14 protein-coding genes and 1 other RNA gene are annotated in these 14,256 nt (G+C 59.0%); 6 read left to right on the top strand and 9 right to left on the bottom strand.

Annotated features, from left to right (window positions below):
- Window positions 1–83: 83 nt before the first annotated feature.
- From ACFSDX_RS23085 to ACFSDX_RS23070, 4 genes are all read left to right on the top strand, one after another.
- Entirely contained in the window at window positions 84–1,187 is a 1,104-nt protein-coding gene (locus ACFSDX_RS23085) for a carboxylate-amine ligase (RefSeq protein WP_382317926.1), read from the top strand.
- A 96-nt stretch (window positions 1,188–1,283) separates the two neighbouring features.
- Window positions 1,284–2,114, top strand: a complete 831-nt coding sequence (locus tag ACFSDX_RS23080) for a type 1 glutamine amidotransferase (RefSeq protein WP_382317924.1) — start codon at window positions 1,284–1,286, stop codon at window positions 2,112–2,114.
- Between the two features lie 192 nt (window positions 2,115–2,306).
- Entirely contained in the window at window positions 2,307–3,497 is a 1,191-nt protein-coding gene (locus ACFSDX_RS23075; RefSeq protein ID WP_382317922.1) for a hypothetical protein, read from the top strand.
- Between the two features lie 92 nt (window positions 3,498–3,589).
- Window positions 3,590–4,084 (top strand): YkvA family protein, encoded by a 495-nt coding sequence (locus tag ACFSDX_RS23070; protein ID WP_382317920.1) that lies wholly within the window; start codon window positions 3,590–3,592, stop codon window positions 4,082–4,084.
- Window positions 4,085–4,156: 72 nt separating this feature from the next.
- Here ACFSDX_RS23070 and ACFSDX_RS23065 read toward each other — a convergent pair whose 3' ends face one another.
- The 8 genes from ACFSDX_RS23065 to ffs all read right to left on the bottom strand — a co-directional run bounded on the left by ACFSDX_RS23065 (window position 4,157) and on the right by ffs (window position 9,806).
- Window positions 4,157–5,227, bottom strand: a complete 1,071-nt coding sequence (locus tag ACFSDX_RS23065; protein WP_382317918.1) for a Gfo/Idh/MocA family protein — start codon at window positions 5,225–5,227, stop codon at window positions 4,157–4,159.
- A 10-nt stretch (window positions 5,228–5,237) separates the two neighbouring features.
- Window positions 5,238–5,582 (bottom strand): hypothetical protein, encoded by a 345-nt coding sequence (locus ACFSDX_RS23060; RefSeq protein ID WP_382317916.1) that lies wholly within the window; start codon window positions 5,580–5,582, stop codon window positions 5,238–5,240.
- 6 nt (window positions 5,583–5,588) lie between these two features.
- Window positions 5,589–6,737, bottom strand: coding sequence for a DegT/DnrJ/EryC1/StrS family aminotransferase (locus ACFSDX_RS23055; RefSeq protein ID WP_382317914.1), 1,149 nt, complete (start codon window positions 6,735–6,737; stop codon window positions 5,589–5,591).
- A 44-nt stretch (window positions 6,738–6,781) separates the two neighbouring features.
- Window positions 6,782–7,678 (bottom strand): glycosyltransferase family 2 protein, encoded by an 897-nt coding sequence (locus ACFSDX_RS23050; RefSeq protein WP_382317912.1) that lies wholly within the window; start codon window positions 7,676–7,678, stop codon window positions 6,782–6,784.
- 163 nt (window positions 7,679–7,841) lie between these two features.
- The gene (locus tag ACFSDX_RS23045) at window positions 7,842–8,519 is read right to left on the bottom strand and encodes a cell division ATP-binding protein FtsE (protein WP_382317910.1); all 678 of its coding nucleotides are present in this window, start codon (window positions 8,517–8,519) and stop codon (window positions 7,842–7,844) included.
- 9 nt (window positions 8,520–8,528) lie between these two features.
- Window positions 8,529–8,732: a fructose-6-phosphate aldolase gene (locus ACFSDX_RS23040; RefSeq protein WP_382317908.1), complete on the bottom strand. Its 204-nt coding sequence runs from the start codon at window positions 8,730–8,732 to the stop codon at window positions 8,529–8,531.
- 98 nt (window positions 8,733–8,830) lie between these two features.
- Window positions 8,831–9,487 carry a fructose-6-phosphate aldolase gene (gene fsa / locus ACFSDX_RS23035; RefSeq protein ID WP_382317906.1) on the bottom strand — a complete coding sequence of 219 codons (657 nt, stop codon included), beginning with the start codon at window positions 9,485–9,487 and terminating at the stop codon, window positions 8,831–8,833.
- Between the two features lie 222 nt (window positions 9,488–9,709).
- Window positions 9,710–9,806: signal recognition particle sRNA small type (gene ffs, locus ACFSDX_RS23030), an RNA gene on the bottom strand.
- A 309-nt stretch (window positions 9,807–10,115) separates the two neighbouring features.
- Between ffs and guaA the strand changes: the two genes are divergently transcribed.
- Window positions 10,116–11,669, top strand: coding sequence for a glutamine-hydrolyzing GMP synthase (gene guaA, locus ACFSDX_RS23025; RefSeq protein WP_382317905.1), 1,554 nt, complete (start codon window positions 10,116–10,118; stop codon window positions 11,667–11,669).
- Between the two features lie 227 nt (window positions 11,670–11,896).
- Window positions 11,897–12,616, top strand: a complete 720-nt coding sequence (locus tag ACFSDX_RS23020; protein ID WP_382317903.1) for a type 1 glutamine amidotransferase — start codon at window positions 11,897–11,899, stop codon at window positions 12,614–12,616.
- Between the two features lie 209 nt (window positions 12,617–12,825).
- Here the strand turns inward: ACFSDX_RS23020 and dgt are convergent, their stop codons facing one another.
- Window positions 12,826–14,205 carry a dGTP triphosphohydrolase gene (gene dgt / locus ACFSDX_RS23015; protein ID WP_382317901.1) on the bottom strand — a complete coding sequence of 460 codons (1,380 nt, stop codon included), beginning with the start codon at window positions 14,203–14,205 and terminating at the stop codon, window positions 12,826–12,828.
- Window positions 14,206–14,256: the final 51 nt, after the last annotated feature.

Genomic DNA, 14,256 nt, shown 5'->3' with positions numbered 1-14,256 from the left:
GCTGCTCCGTGGGGCAGCCCTTTTTCGGGTTTACTATATCTCTTTCCCAGGGTTCTCCCCATCCATTTTTAGCCGCCCTAGCTATGTCCCGGCCCGTATTTACCCTCGGAATCGAAGAAGAATTTCAAACCATCGACCCCGTCACGCGCGACCTACGCTCGCACATGTCGAAGATTGTGGAGGACGGCCGCATCACGCTGCACGAGCAGGTGAAGGCCGAAATGCACGAGTCAGTGGTGGAAGTAGGCACTAATATTTGCAAGAATATTGACGAAGCCCGCACCGAAGTCGTGCACCTGCGCCGCCAGGTAATCGAGCTGGCCGACCGCGTGGGCCTTAAAATAGCCGCCGCCGGCACCCACCCGTTTTCGCGCTGGCAAGACCAACCCATCACGCCCGACGCCCGCTACGACAAAATCGTGGAGGAACTGCAGGAGGCCGCCCGCTCAAACCTCGTTTTTGGGATGCACGTGCACGTCGGCATCGAAAACCGCGACCTAGGCGTGTACATGATGAACGCGCTGCGCTATTTTTTGCCGCACTTGTTCGCGCTCAGCACTAACTCGCCGTTTTGGGAAGGCCGCGAAACGGGTTACAAGTCTTTCAGAACCAAAGTATTCGAGCGATTTCCGCGCACGGGCATTCCGGGCTTTTTTCACAGCGCCAGCGACTACGACGAGTTTTTGGCGCTGCTGATAAAGACCGGCTGTATCGACAACGGCAAGAAAATATGGTGGGATATTCGCCTCCACCCTTTCTTCGACACCATCGAGTACCGCATCTGCGACATGATGATGCGCGCCGACGAAACCATCGCGGTGGCGGCCGTGATGCAAGCGCTCGTGGCCAAAATCTACAAGCTCAAGGAGCAAAACCTGAACTTCCGGGTTTATCGCAGCGCCCTCATCAAGGAAAATAAGTGGCGCGCCGCCCGCTACGGCATCAGTGGCACGCTCATCGACTTTGGCACCCAGGAAGAGAAGCCCGCGCGCCAGCTCATCCTGGAGCTGCTTGACTTCGTGGACGATGTACTCGACGACCTAGGCAGCCGCCACGAGGTAGAGTATGTGCTGAAAATGCTGGAAATGGGCACCGGCGCCGACCGTCAGCTCGCCGTTTTTCACCAGACCGGCGACCTTACTAAGGTGGTTGATTATATTCTGAGCGAGACCACGCACGGCTTGTAAAAATCCTTTTTTTACCGCCTTTGGCCAACTGGTTTTAGCTTATCCGGCTAAACCTATTCTCACGCACAGGAGTTTAACGCAATTATTCTTCTTGCTATGCCCACTTTCCGAATTGCCGTCCTCGACTTATATAATAACTTCCCCGGCGAGGGAATGCGTTGTATTCGCCAACTTTTACGCCGCGCCGAAACTGATAACCAGGTTTCTTTCGTGGTTGACACCTTTAATGTGCGCGCCGAAAACCAGGTGCCGGGCCTCGACTACGACATCTATATTTCGAGTGGCGGCCCCGGCAGCCCCCTCCCCTCCGATGAGCCCTGGGAGCCGCGGTATTTTGAGTTTATCGACGCGCTCCTAGCTCATAACCAGACCGCTGACCGCAAAAAGCACTTGCTGGCCATTTGCCATTCGTTTCAGCTCATTGGGCGACACCTAGGCGTGGGCACCATCAGCAAGCGCAAGTCTACGTCGTTTGGCGTGTTGCCGATTCACCTCACCAGCGCCGGCGAGGCCGAGCCGGTTTTCGAGCGCTTGCCCGAGCCGTTCTACGCCGTCGATTCGCGTGATTATCAGCTTACTGATATTGACGAGGAGCGACTAGCCGAACTGGGCGCGACGGTGCTGTGCATGGAAAAAGAACGGCCGCACATCCCGCTGGCCCGAGCCGTAATGGCTATTCGCTTCTCGCCTGAGGTATTAGCTACTCAGTTTCACCCCGAGGCCGATGGCGAAGGCATGTTGCGCTACATGCTCACCGACGAGCGTAAGCAGCAGGTTATCACCACCTACGGCGAAGACAAATACCACGAAATGGTGGAATTGCTTTCCGACCCGAGCACCATCGAGTACACCGAGTCCGTGATTGTGCCCAATTTTTTGCAGCAGGCCATCGAGCGCATTACGGCGCTAGAAACAGTAAGCCGATAGAGTAGCTTATCCGGTATTTACCATCCGGTAATATCCCTAAACAGTCTAGTCATGTAGAACGAAGTGAAGCATCTCGCGCGGCGCAGTATCCCATAACGATTGGGTTTACTGCACCACGCGAGATGCTTCACTTCGTTCTGCATGACGGAACGCAGCTTCATACACCATCACCCAAGAACTAGCTCAACACTAATGATTCCCGCCCTTCGCCAAGCTTACAATGCGGCCTTCACGCCGGAAAAGTACCAGGCCATGCTGGCTGATGTGGAAGCAAAGCTGCCCGGCCAGCTAGAGTTTCGTTTGGCGGAAACACCTATTTTCGTGCCGGCCCAGCTGCGTGACAAATTGGTGCGGGCCGGCCAGGACATCATCGACGTTATCCAGCGGCCTGATTTTAAGCAGCTGACCGATGCCGCGATACCGCCGCACCAGCGGGTGCCGAATGAGGACGCGCACGCCACTTTCCTAACATTTGACTTTGCCGTGTGCCGCGATGCGCAGGGCGAGCTGGAGCCGCAGCTCATTGAGATGCAGGGCTTTCCGTCGCTCTACGCATTTCAGACCTGGCAGCCGGGCTCCTACGCCCGGCAGTTCGACATTCCCGACTCGGTGACACCCTATTTTGAGGTGACCGATGACGTTGAGTACCAGGCCGAAATGCGGCGCCTGCTGCTGGGCGACGCGCAGCCGGAAGAAGTTATTCTGCTGGAAATCTATCCAGAAAAACAAAAAACCCGCGTCGATTTTGCCCTCACCAAGCAGTTTTGGGGCGTGGACGCGGTGTGCCTGACCAAAATTAAGAAGCTCGGTCGGGAGCTGTTTTACGAAAAGGACGGCCGTGAAATCCGCATCAAGCGCATCTATAACCGCATCATTTTTGATGAGTTGGACCGCTACCCCGACCTACAAACCGAGTATCACCTCACCGACGACGTAGACGTGCACTGGGTGGGCCATCCCAACTGGTTTTTCCGCATCAGCAAGTACACCTTACCGCTGATACAGAGTCAGTTCTCGCCACCAAGCTACTATTTAAATGAGCTTGAAACATACCCTACTGACCTCGAAAACTACGTACTCAAGCCGCTGTTTTCCTTTGCTGGCGCGGGCGTGCGCCTGCACATCACGGCGGCCGACCTCGACGCGCTGACCGATAAGCAGAACTACCTATTGCAGCGCAAAGTGGTGTACGCGCCCGCCATTCAGTCGCCCGACGGCATGGTGAAGTGTGAAATTCGCCTGCTCTACGCGTGGCACCCGGCTGATGCGCAGCCGCACCTGCTCACCGGCCTAGGCCGCATGAGCCGGGGCGAAATGATAGGCGTCGCCTTTAATAAGGACAAAGATTGGGTGGGTGGCACTTCCCCTTTATTCGAGAAATAAAAACTGATTTACAGCCTTTTGCCTAGGGCAGTATAACGTCTACCGTTGGCTCTGCGTAAAGCGGGGCCAACGGTTTTCTTTTTGCCTTTCCTATGTCAACGCTCGCCCAACGTGGCCTCCAAATCTCCAAAAACGCTCTTTTCAGCGCGTTCATCGGCCGCGCTTCCCGGCTGCTTACCAAGCCCCTCAAGATAGCGGCGGTGCTCAACGAGGCGGCCGATAAGCTGGTCGATAAGAATAGCAAGGACAATAAATTTGTGCAGCTGTTCCACACGGGGCATACCCTGGTGCGGCTCGTGCGCAACTATATCAGCGGCGAGTACCGCCAAATTCATACCACCACCATTGCATCGGGCCTGGGCGTACTGCTTTACGTAATCTCGCCCATCGACCTAGTACCTGATTTCATCCCGGCGCTCGGCTTTCTAGACGACCTAAGCCTGATAAGCTGGTTTATTGGTAAGTTCCACGCAGAAATTACCCGTTTCCAGGAGTGGGAACAGACGAGCGCACAAACCCTGACGCACGCCGATTCGGCCCAAGGCGACCGCTCGCTCCCTGCCGTAGCTGAGCTAGGTCACTCGTAGACTGATAAGCGCTGAAAAGCCCGTTACTTTCTGGTAGTCAGCGATATGGACTACTAGAAAGTAACGGGCTTTTTAGCGAAAGGTAGTTGGCCGCAAGGCGTAGATTCGCTCAATAATCTCGACTACTTTCATTCCATCCTGCGCATTGGTAGCGGCCGGGGCGCAGCGCAGCACGGTGTCCACCACGTTTTCAATTACGTGCCCGTGGTTGGCCGCAGAGCCCTTGTAGGTGCCGTAGTCGTTGGCAGCATTGGTAGCGGGTAAAAGCGGTAGCTCATATCCCTGCAAGTGGCAGTATTCGACTTTTTCCAGGTATTGCCCCCCTATTTTGAGCGTGCCGCGCTCGGCCACCACCGTTAGGGAGCTTTCGAGGTTACGGTCCCACACGGCAGTGCTGTAATTGAAAGCGCCGCTGCCGCCGCGCACCAGGTCAAACGTGACGAGTCCACTGTCTTCGAACTCGGTAACACCTTGATGGTTAAAGTTCTGGAACCGAGCGGCAATATTTGTGATATCACCAAACACCCAGTAGAGCAAGTCTACGAAGTGGCTGAATTGCGTGAAGAGCGGGCCGCCATCAAGGGCCTGGGTGCCCCGCCAGCCGCCCGGTTGGTAGTAGCGGGCGTCGCGGTTCCAGAAGCAGCTGAGCTGCACCAGAAATACTTGCCCTAGGTGGCCGGCCTCGTGAAGCTGCTTGAGCCACGCGGCGGGCGGCGAGTAGCGGTTTTGCATTACCCCAAATACCAGTTTACCAGTTTGTTGCGCCATTTGCAGCACCAGTTCAGCATCGGCGGCGCGCAGCGCCAGTGGCTTTTCCACCACCACGTGCAGGCCGTGGCGCAGGCCCACCAGGGCCTGGGCGGCGTGCAGGCCGTTGGGCGTGGCCACAGTGAGCACATCGGCCCCAGGACCATTTCGCAGGAATTCGTCTAGCGACGTGAAGAATGGCACATCGGTAAACTCGGCGGCCAGCTCGGACCCTAGGGCCGCCCGCTCGTCGATGAGGGCCACCAAGCGGGCGCCGGCCTGGCAGGCCACTAGCGCCGCGTGGCGCCGCCCAATATGCCCGACCCCGCAAATGGCAAAACGCACGGGTCCGGCCGCCGCAAGTTGGTCAGAACTATAAGATATTGACACAGACATAAATAGCTACCTAAATTACCCGGTGAGCCCAGTGCCATTGCAGCCAGCCGGCTACCCCGAGCAGCAACATTGTAGGCAGCAGCCCCAAAAATAGAACCCAACCCGACATCGGGCGGCTACCGCGCACCAGGGCCTTGCCGCCGGCTACCAGCGCAAACGCGCCGGAGTAAAACAGCAACAGCAGCATGGGCAGCACGACTAAGAAAGATGCTTCGCCTTCGTAGCCCCGCACGTTTTGCGCTGCTGCCTCAGCGTTAAAGACGTGCAGCTGAGCTATGTAGCCAGCCGTAATTAGCAGAAAAATGACGGCATGTACGGTATTGCGGTGAGTGTAAAGCAGACGGGCGACTTTCATGGTAATTTATCCGCCGCCCGCGGCGAAGTAACCCAGTTGCACCACCACATATTCTTGCTGCGCTTCGGTCAGGGCCGGGTGCACCGGCAAGGCCAGCACCTGCCCGCACAGGGCCTCGGCCACCGGAAACTGCCCTACTTGGTAGCCTAGGTAGGCATAAGCGGGCTGCGCATGCACTGGCAACGGGTAGTACACGGCACTCGGAATGCCCTTCGCTTTCAAATGCGCCCGTAAGGCATCGCGCGGGCCGGGGCCATCCATTCGAATAACATATTGATGGAACACGTGGCTGCTGCGCGGGTCGCGGGCCGGAATTTGCAGGCCCGGCAGGCCCGCTAGCGCCGCGTCGTAGCGGGCGGCCAGCGCCTGGCGGGCGGCCTGGGCGGTGGGCAGGTGCCGCAGCTTCACGCGTAGCAGGGCGGCTTGCAGCGTGTCGAGGCGCGAGTTGAGACCGATGCGCTGGTGGTAATATTTCTGGCTTTGGCCGTGGTTGGCGAGCTGGTGCAGGAGGGCCGCGCGGGCCGCGTCACGGGTAAATAGCGCCCCCCCATCGCCGAGGCAGCCCAGATTTTTGCCAGGAAAAAAGGACGTAGTACCCACCTCACCCACGGTGCCGGCGTAGGCCATTTCGCCCGTGGCAAAGGTGAAAGTGGCCCCTAGGGCCTGCGCATTGTCCTCTATCAGGAATACTCCAGCGGACAAGCACATAATTTTTAGGCTTTCTAAATCAGCACATTGCCCAAATAAATGCACCGCTATCACCGCGCCGGTGCGCGGTGTAATGGCCGCCCGCACGGCCGCCAGGTCTACGTTAAAGGTGTCGGGCCGCACATCGACCAGCACGGGGCGCAGCCCCAGCAGCGCCACGGCTTCCAGCGTGGCCACGTAGGTGAAGGCCGGCACGATAATTTCCGCGCCGGGCGGTAACTCCAGGCTCAGTAGCGCCAGCGTGAGGGCGTCGGTACCATTGGCGCAGGGCACTACGTGCGCATCGCCTAGCCAACTGCCCAGCTCGGTGGCAAAAGCCCGCACTGCCGGACCCTGAATAAAGGCGGCTTCCTGGACCGTGGCGCGCCAGGCGGTATCCAGCTCGGCCTGGTAAGGCGCGTGCTCGGCCGCGAGGTCAAGCAAAGAAATGGGGGTTAGCGGCAGCAAAATAGCGAATGGAAGCAACGAGCTACGCCAAAGATACCGGCCGGCTAGCGCCCTCCCCCCTCCCGTAGCAGCCAGAGCAGCTTAAGCGCATCGAGCGCCCGTAAGGACGGCCGCGCGCCGAGCAGATTACGCCGCAGCAATGGCTCGCCCAAGGCCAGCGCCGCCTGCGCGCCTGCGGCCAATCCGACACGCCGCAGGCGGCCGGCGGTTTGGGTCAAACTACTTTTTATGAGCAGGTTATCCTCGCGCAGCAAGCGCGCCAGATTGGCCACGGCTTGCTCCGACTTTTGCACGAAGGCGGCAGCTGTTTCCAGGCCAGCGTGCAAAATTGGGTTATCTAGGTGATGAATGGGCACCCCCGCCGCCGCTAGCTGCCAGCCCAGCTTCGTATCCTCGTGGCCATAGCCGCGCAGGCTTTCATTGAGCGGAAACCTCTCCAGTATTTCCTTCTTGAGTAGCAGGTTATTTACCAGCAGCTGGTCGTAGGGCGCGGCGCAGCGCGGCGCCAGCGACCGGGCTTCGCGTTGCCGGCCGTATAACCAGCGCAGCCGCAGGGCGGGTTCGGCCGGCACCTGGCTGGCGTAGCGCACGCCCCCGGCCAACACCGGCGCTTGACCTAGGGCCGCGGCGTAGCGCGCGAGGTACTGACCGTCTGGCACTTGGCTCGTATTGTCCAGCAGCAATACCCATTCTTGCTCAGCTCTGGCTACCAGCTGGTTACGAATTGCAGCACGTCCTACATTTGCTGGCAGCTCTTGGTAGAAGACCCTAGGCAACGCGGCCAGCGGCCGGTTTTGCACTCGAAACTCCTCCGCCGAATCATCGTCCAGCAGCCGGATTTCGGCCGGGCCGGGCCAGTCGGATAACTGCACCCGTAGCGAATGCACCAAGTGTGAAACCTCCCGGTTGAAAATCGGAATTAGAATGGACAAGCCAGCCATTTCGCGCGAGGTTTCGCCAAATTAGAAGCGTTTTTGCTGAAGAAGAAGCTCGGACTTTGCAACCCGAGCGCTCGCACAGCGAGCAGCAGCGTGAGATAGTGTGCTCAGCATTAACCAGATGTAAAATATTCGCTACGCGAGCGTTCGGGCTGCAAAGTCCCAGTTACTTGCGGCCAGAGTCCAATAACTGTCCGCCCTGGCAGGTGAGCACGCGGTGTGGATACCGCTCTATCAGCTGGAAGTTGTGGGTAGCCATGAGCACAGCCGTACCCGCGTGGTTTATCTCGGCAAATAGCGCCATAATCTCATCAGCTACTTCGGGGTCAAGGTTGCCGGTGGGCTCATCGGCGAGTAGCAATACCGGCTCGTTGAGCAGGGCGCGGGCGATGACTACGCGCTGCTGCTCACCGCCCGAGAGGCGATGCGGCATCCGGTTGCCCACGCCGCTGAGGCCCACTTGCGTCAGCACTTCCTGAATGCGCTGTTGCTTGCGGGCTTTGCCGCTCCAACCAGTCGCATTTAGCACAAAGAACAGATTTTCAGCTACTGAGCGGTCAGATAGTAGTTGAAAATCCTGAAATACAATGCCCAGCTTGCGGCGCAGGTAGGGCACTTTGCCAGCCGGCAGTTTGGCCAGGTTAAACCCCGCCACTTCGCCCGTACCCACCAGTAGTGGCAGGTCGGCGTACAGGGTCTTGAGTAGCGACGATTTGCCCGCGCCGGTGCGGCCCACCAGGTAGGCAAACTCGCTCTTGGCCAGCGCAAACGTGGCGCCCGTGAGCACGGCGCGCTCCTCCTGGGTCACGGTCGCGTCGCGTAGTTCAATTACCGCCTCGGTCATGGTATTTGCTTAGAGTTCGAGCTTGCGTAGCTTGCCAAATTCCAATTCCGCGATGACGGCCGCCAGCGGAATTTCCTGGCCTTCGAGCCCGTAGCGGTGCAAATCTTTGAGCGGCCGGTCGGCCCGGAAATAGGCAATTAGCACAAACTGCTCGTCGCGCAGCTGGATGTAATCCGGAATTTTGGCCTTGCCTTTTACTTTGATGATGTACACTTGGAGGAGTTATGAGTTAAAAGTTATGAGTTAAAAGATGCGAGTCACAAGATGCTTTACGCAAACTCATCACTCATAACTTTTAACTCATAACTCTACTAAGCGTTTACTTTTTTATGGTCGGCCAAAAAGGTTGCCAAGCCCTTGTCGGTCAGCGGGTGGTTGAGCAAGCCCATAATCACATTGAGCGGGCAGGTCACAACGTCGGCCCCTAGCTCGGCGCACTGAATGAGGTGCGGCACGTGGCGCACGCTGGCGGCCAGCACTTCGGTGGCGTAGCCGTAGTTGGCAAAAATCTCGATAATCTGGGCAATCAACCCCAGGCCGTCAGCGCCTATATCGTCGAGGCGGCCCACGAAGGGCGACACGTAGGTGGCACCGGCTTTGGCGGCCAGCAGGGCCTGGCCGGCCGAAAAAATTAGCGTACAGTTGGTACGAATACCTTTGTCGCTGAAGTATTTGATGGCTTTTACGCCTTCTTTAATCATCGGTATTTTCACCACTATGTTGGGGTGTAGGTCGGCCAGCGCCTCGCCTTCGCGGATGATGCCTTCGTAGTCGGTGGCAATAACTTCGGCCGACACGTCGCCGTCCACAATATCGCAGATGGCTTGGTAGTGCGCCATTACGGCGTCGGTGCCGCGGATGCCTTCCTTAGCCATCAGCGAGGGGTTGGTGGTCACGCCGTCGAGCACGCCGAGGTCTACGGCTTCCTGAATTTCGGCCAGGTTGGCCGTATCGATGAAAAACTTCATGTAAAAGAAGTAAATTATAACCGCCTGTTATTGCGAGCGTAGCGCAGCAATCGCACCTGGCGAGTGCCTGAACGGCTCGTTGTGATGCGATTGCTTCGCTGCGCTCGCAATGACAGACGAACTTTAACTAGCAGCCTAGTAGAACAAAACCGGCCCAAAGCTACGCGCCGACTGCCCAAAACCGGCAGGCAAACGCGGCTCGGGGCCGGCTGGAAAAGACAAAAAAAAGCGAGCCAAAATCGCACCGCTCAACCACCTACCCTTGCTGCCTTCCGGCCCTGGGGGAGTTCAGTAGGAGCTGGTCGTTCTGACTCGCCGGTACAAAGATAGACCGCAGATTTAACGGATTTAACGGATGGCGTAGATACGCCCCGCTACGCGGGGCTGACTAGGCTGGCTTTTAGGGGGTTATTGAGTGAAAATAATTTTTGAGAGCTGTGGCGCGGCAATAAAAAGCGGGGCTAGTTGTGCCAGCGGGGACGAAAGAGGGGTACTTTTGCACCCACTTTTACCCGGTTTGCAGAGCAAGCCAGCGCTAACTAAACCCAAAAAGTATAGCCAGCCTAGTCAGCCCGCCGCAGGCGGGCGTATCTGCGCAATCCGTTAAATCCGCTAAATCTGCGATTTTATGCAGCAAATTCTGATTCTGGACTTCGGTTCGCAATACACGCAGCTCATTGCCCGGCGCATTCGCGAGCTGCACGTTTTTTGCGAGATTCATCCCTACACCCACGCCCCCGAGCTGGCCGCGCGCATTGCCGCCGGCGACGACAGCTTGCGGGGCGTTATTCTTTCGGGCTCGCCCTGCTCGGTGCGCGACGCCGACTCGCCCAACCCCGACCTAGGCGGCATTTTGGGCCAGGTGCCCGTGCTGGGCATCTGCTACGGTGCGCAGCTACTAGCTCAACAGGGCGGCGGCGAGGTGCTGCCGGCCACCATCCGGGAGTACGGCCGGGCGCGGCTGACTTCGCTGGAGCAGGCCTCGCCCCTACTCACCGGCCTGCACCTCGATACGCAGGTCTGGATGTCGCACGGCGATACGATTAAGACCTTACCGGCTGAGTATAACATCATTGCCAGCACGCCCGAGGTGGCGGTGGCGGCCTACCAGCTGCCCGGCCAGGATACCTACGGCATCCAGTTTCACCCCGAGGTCACGCACTCGACCGAGGGCAAGCAGCTGCTCGAAAACTTCGTGGTGAATATCTGCGGCTGCGACCAAAGCTGGACGCCGGAGCACTTCGTAGACTCGATGGTGACGGCCTTGCAAAACACCATTGGCCCCGACGACCAGGTTATCCTGGGTCTGTCGGGCGGCGTGGATAGCAGCGTGGCGGCGCTGCTGCTGCACCGGGCCGTAGGGCCGCGGTTGCACGGCATTTTTGTCGATAACGGCCTGTTGCGGCAAGATGAATTTGTCTCGGTACTAAAGGCTTACGAAGGCCTGGGCCTGAACGTAACCGGCGTAAACGCCGCGCCCGAGTTCTACGCCGCGCTGGCCGGCATCTCCGACCCCGAGCTGAAGCGCAAGGCCATCGGCCGCACCTTTATTGAGGTGTTCGACCGCGAGGCGCAGAAGGTGGATGGCGCACGCTGGCTGGCCCAGGGCACCATTTATCCCGACGTTATCGAGTCAGTATCGGTGCACGGCGGCCCGGCCGTGACTATCAAGAGCCACCACAACGTGGGCGGCCTGCCCGAGAAAATGAATCTCAAAATCGTGGAGCCGCTGCGGATGCTCTTCAAAGATGAGGTGCGCGAAGTGGGCGCCACCCTAGGGCTGCCCGCCGACATTCTCAACCGCCACCCTTTCCCCGGCCCCGGCCTGGGCATCCGCATTCTGGGCGACATCACGCCCGAAAAGGTGGACCTGCTCCAGCGCGCCGATGCCGTCTTCATCAACCTCCTCAAAGAGCGCGGCCTCTACGCCACCACTTGGCAGGCCGGCGCCATGCTCCTCCCGGTGCAAAGCGTGGGCGTGATGGGCGACGAGCGCACCTACGAGCGCGTAGTGGCCCTGCGCGCCGTCACCAGCGTCGATGGTATGACCGCCGACTGGGCGCACCTGCCCTACGAGTTTCTGGCCGAGGTAAGCAACAAGATTATCAACCAGGTACGCGGTATCAACCGCGTAGTGTACGATATCAGCAGCAAGCCCCCGGCTACGATTGAGTGGGAATAAATCGCAGATTTAACGGATTTAACGGATTGCGCAGATACGCCTGCTAAAGCAGGCTGACTAGACTGACGCAGGACTGTTTCTTAGTCGGTCAACAACCCGTTTTTCGCAAAAAAGGCTGCCGCCTGCGGCAGCCTTTTTTATGTCTACACTTCTACATTTGCCAAGCCCAGCCAGCCGCGCTAGCGGCGTATCTGCGCAATCTGTTAAATCCGTTAAATCTGCGATTCTTGGTCTGGCACTGCCTCCAACATCTTCCCGACGAAGGCCCCGGCCACGCCGCTGATTGGCTGGCCGCGCATGGCCACCCGCTCAGCTACACGCGCTTATTCGAGCCGAACCCGGTTTTTCCGGCCTTGGCTGATTTTGATGGACTGCTCATCCTAGGCGGGGCGATGAGCGTGCACGACGAAGCGGCGTTTCCGTGGCTGGTCGAGGAAAAGGCCTTTTTGCGGAGCGCGCTGCGGGCGGGCAAAATTACGCTGGCCATCTGCCTAGGGGCGCAGTTACTAGCGCAGGCGCTGGGCGGCGAGGTGCGGTCGAACCCCGAGCCGGAAATCGGTTTCTGGACCGTGCGCTTCTCGGCCAAAGCCCTGACGCACTCGTTGCTGCGCGGCTGGCCCGACAAAGCCGCCGTGCTGCACTGGCACTTCGACACTTTTACGGTGCCGCCAGGCGCGCTACGGGTGGGCATGTCGGCCGGGTGCGCGGCGCAGGGCTTCGTGTGGGGCGATGGCGTCATCGGCCTCCAGTTTCACCCCGAAATGACGGAGGCCATGGTGGAAAACCTCATAGCTTTCGAAGGCCACGAAACGGCCGAGGAGCAAGAGTTCGTGCAAACGGCGGCGCAGATTCGCAGCAAGCTAAAATCAGTGTGGAAGGGACGGAAGCTACTGGAAACGCTGCTGGAAAACCTAGTGGCTCTGCATAATAGCGAGAGCGTAGCTTGACCGCAGATTTAACGGATTTAACGGATTGCGCAGATACGCCCGCCTGCGGCGCGCTGACTAGGCACTGAAAGTATGCGTAGACGATAAATTGACACGCTATTTCATACAACTATAAAAAGGTCGCCTTCTGGCGACCTTTTCCATTCCCACAGTCGCTTAGTCAGCGCGCCGCAGGCGGGCGTATCTGCGCAATCCGTTAAATCTGCGGTCTAAAAGCCCTTCGGCAAGTCAATCCCCTTAATGGTCTTATACAAGCTCAGTGCGTGCTGGTCGGTCATGCCGGCCACGTAGTCGGTGAGCAGCAAAATCTGCTCATACGCCGAGGCGCCGGCCTGCGGGCCGATGGCCCGGAACTGGTTGGGTAGCAGGTCGAGCAGCTTGCGCGAGCGGTGGTTCTCCTTCTTGTCGAAGATGGCGGACAGAAACACGTCGAGCAGGCCACCGAGCACTTCGAAGCCAGCGGCCTCAATCTCCAGCACCGGACGCGAGCGGTAAAGCTTATCGACGCTCAGCTGCTGGATTTCTTGCAAAAACTCGTAGCCGCTTAGCTCCTTAACTAGCGAGGCATCGTAGGTGCCGGCCAGGATGGCGGGCGCGTGGTGGGCAAAGCGGGTGGCCGTTTCATCGACGAGCTGGCCGATGAGCGTGGCGCGCAGGTAGCCCAGCTCCTCCTGCCAGTCGCGCCACTCCAGGCCGCTGCGGCCGCTGGTTTTGGGGCGGGCGTTGGGGGCAGCGGCGCGGAGCTCGCGCAGCAGATTTAGGCCGCGCTCGTGGTCGATGAGGCCGAGCTTGAGGCCATCCTCAAAGTCGATGATGCGGTAGCAGATGTCATCGGCGGCCTCGACCAGAAAAGCCAGTGGGTGGCGGTGGTAGAAGCCAGCCGCCACGTCTTTGGGCCGCAAGCCCAGCTCATCGGCTACCAGTTTGAAGCGGGCGTTTTCGGCCTGAAAATGGCCGTATTTTTTCTCGCTAGCCCCGTTTTGCTTTTTATCGGCATTGATAACCGACGGGCGTGGGTACTTGGTAAACGCGCCGAGCGTGGCATAGGTGAGCCCCAGCCCGGCCGAGCCGCTGCTGAGCGCCGGATACGTGTGCGTGAGGATGCGGAAACCCGCCGCATTGCCCTCGAAGTGCTGCAAATCGGCTATTTCCGCCGCCCCTAGATGCTTGATGAAACGTTCTGCTGCATCCGAGGCGAAGTAGGCCGAAATGGCGTCCTCGCCCGAGTGGCCGAAGGGTGGGTTGCCGATGTCGTGGGCCAGGCAGGCCGAGGCCACGATATCGCCGCAGTCCTGGGCGAAGTCGGGCAGCTCGTTGGCGATGCTCGGGTCGTTTTCGAGCACGCGGCGGGCCGAGAGGCGGCCTAGGGAGCGGCCCACGCAGGCCGTTTCGAGCGAGTGCGTGAGGCGGGTGTGCACGAAGTCGGTTTCGGGCAGCGGCATGACCTGGGTTTTGCGCTGCAAGCGCCGGAAGGCCGACGAAAACACCACCCGGTCATAGTCAGCGAGGTAGGGCGAGCGGCCGGGCATGGGCTGCTCGGCGGGGCGGTCGGGGTAGCGGCGGGTGGACAGGAGCTGGAACCAGGACATTTAACAATTATCAATTAACATTTAACAGCTGGCAGGAATCAGCGGCTAAAT

The organism is Hymenobacter bucti (assembly GCF_042681145.1).
In the GTDB taxonomy this organism is placed as follows: domain Bacteria; phylum Bacteroidota; class Bacteroidia; order Cytophagales; family Hymenobacteraceae; genus Hymenobacter; species Hymenobacter bucti.
This window is presented reverse-complemented; position numbering and strand designations above follow the sequence as displayed.

Coding starts and splice junctions, on each gene's coding strand:
- ACFSDX_RS23085 (WP_382317926.1), top strand. CDS start 84: ATGTCCCGGCCCGTATTTACCCTCGGAATCGAAGAAGAATTTCAAACC.
- ACFSDX_RS23080 (WP_382317924.1), top strand. CDS start 1,284: ATGCCCACTTTCCGAATTGCCGTCCTCGACTTATATAATAACTTCCCC.
- ACFSDX_RS23075 (WP_382317922.1), top strand. CDS start 2,307: ATGATTCCCGCCCTTCGCCAAGCTTACAATGCGGCCTTCACGCCGGAA.
- ACFSDX_RS23070 (WP_382317920.1), top strand. CDS start 3,590: ATGTCAACGCTCGCCCAACGTGGCCTCCAAATCTCCAAAAACGCTCTT.
- ACFSDX_RS23065 (WP_382317918.1), bottom strand. CDS start 5,227: ATGTCTGTGTCAATATCTTATAGTTCTGACCAACTTGCGGCGGCCGGA.
- ACFSDX_RS23060 (WP_382317916.1), bottom strand. CDS start 5,582: ATGAAAGTCGCCCGTCTGCTTTACACTCACCGCAATACCGTACATGCC.
- ACFSDX_RS23050 (WP_382317912.1), bottom strand. CDS start 7,678: ATGGCTGGCTTGTCCATTCTAATTCCGATTTTCAACCGGGAGGTTTCA.
- ACFSDX_RS23045 (WP_382317910.1), bottom strand. CDS start 8,519: ATGACCGAGGCGGTAATTGAACTACGCGACGCGACCGTGACCCAGGAG.
- fsa (WP_382317906.1), bottom strand. CDS start 9,487: ATGAAGTTTTTCATCGATACGGCCAACCTGGCCGAAATTCAGGAAGCC.
- guaA (WP_382317905.1), top strand. CDS start 10,116: ATGCAGCAAATTCTGATTCTGGACTTCGGTTCGCAATACACGCAGCTC.
- dgt (WP_382317901.1), bottom strand. CDS start 14,205: ATGTCCTGGTTCCAGCTCCTGTCCACCCGCCGCTACCCCGACCGCCCC.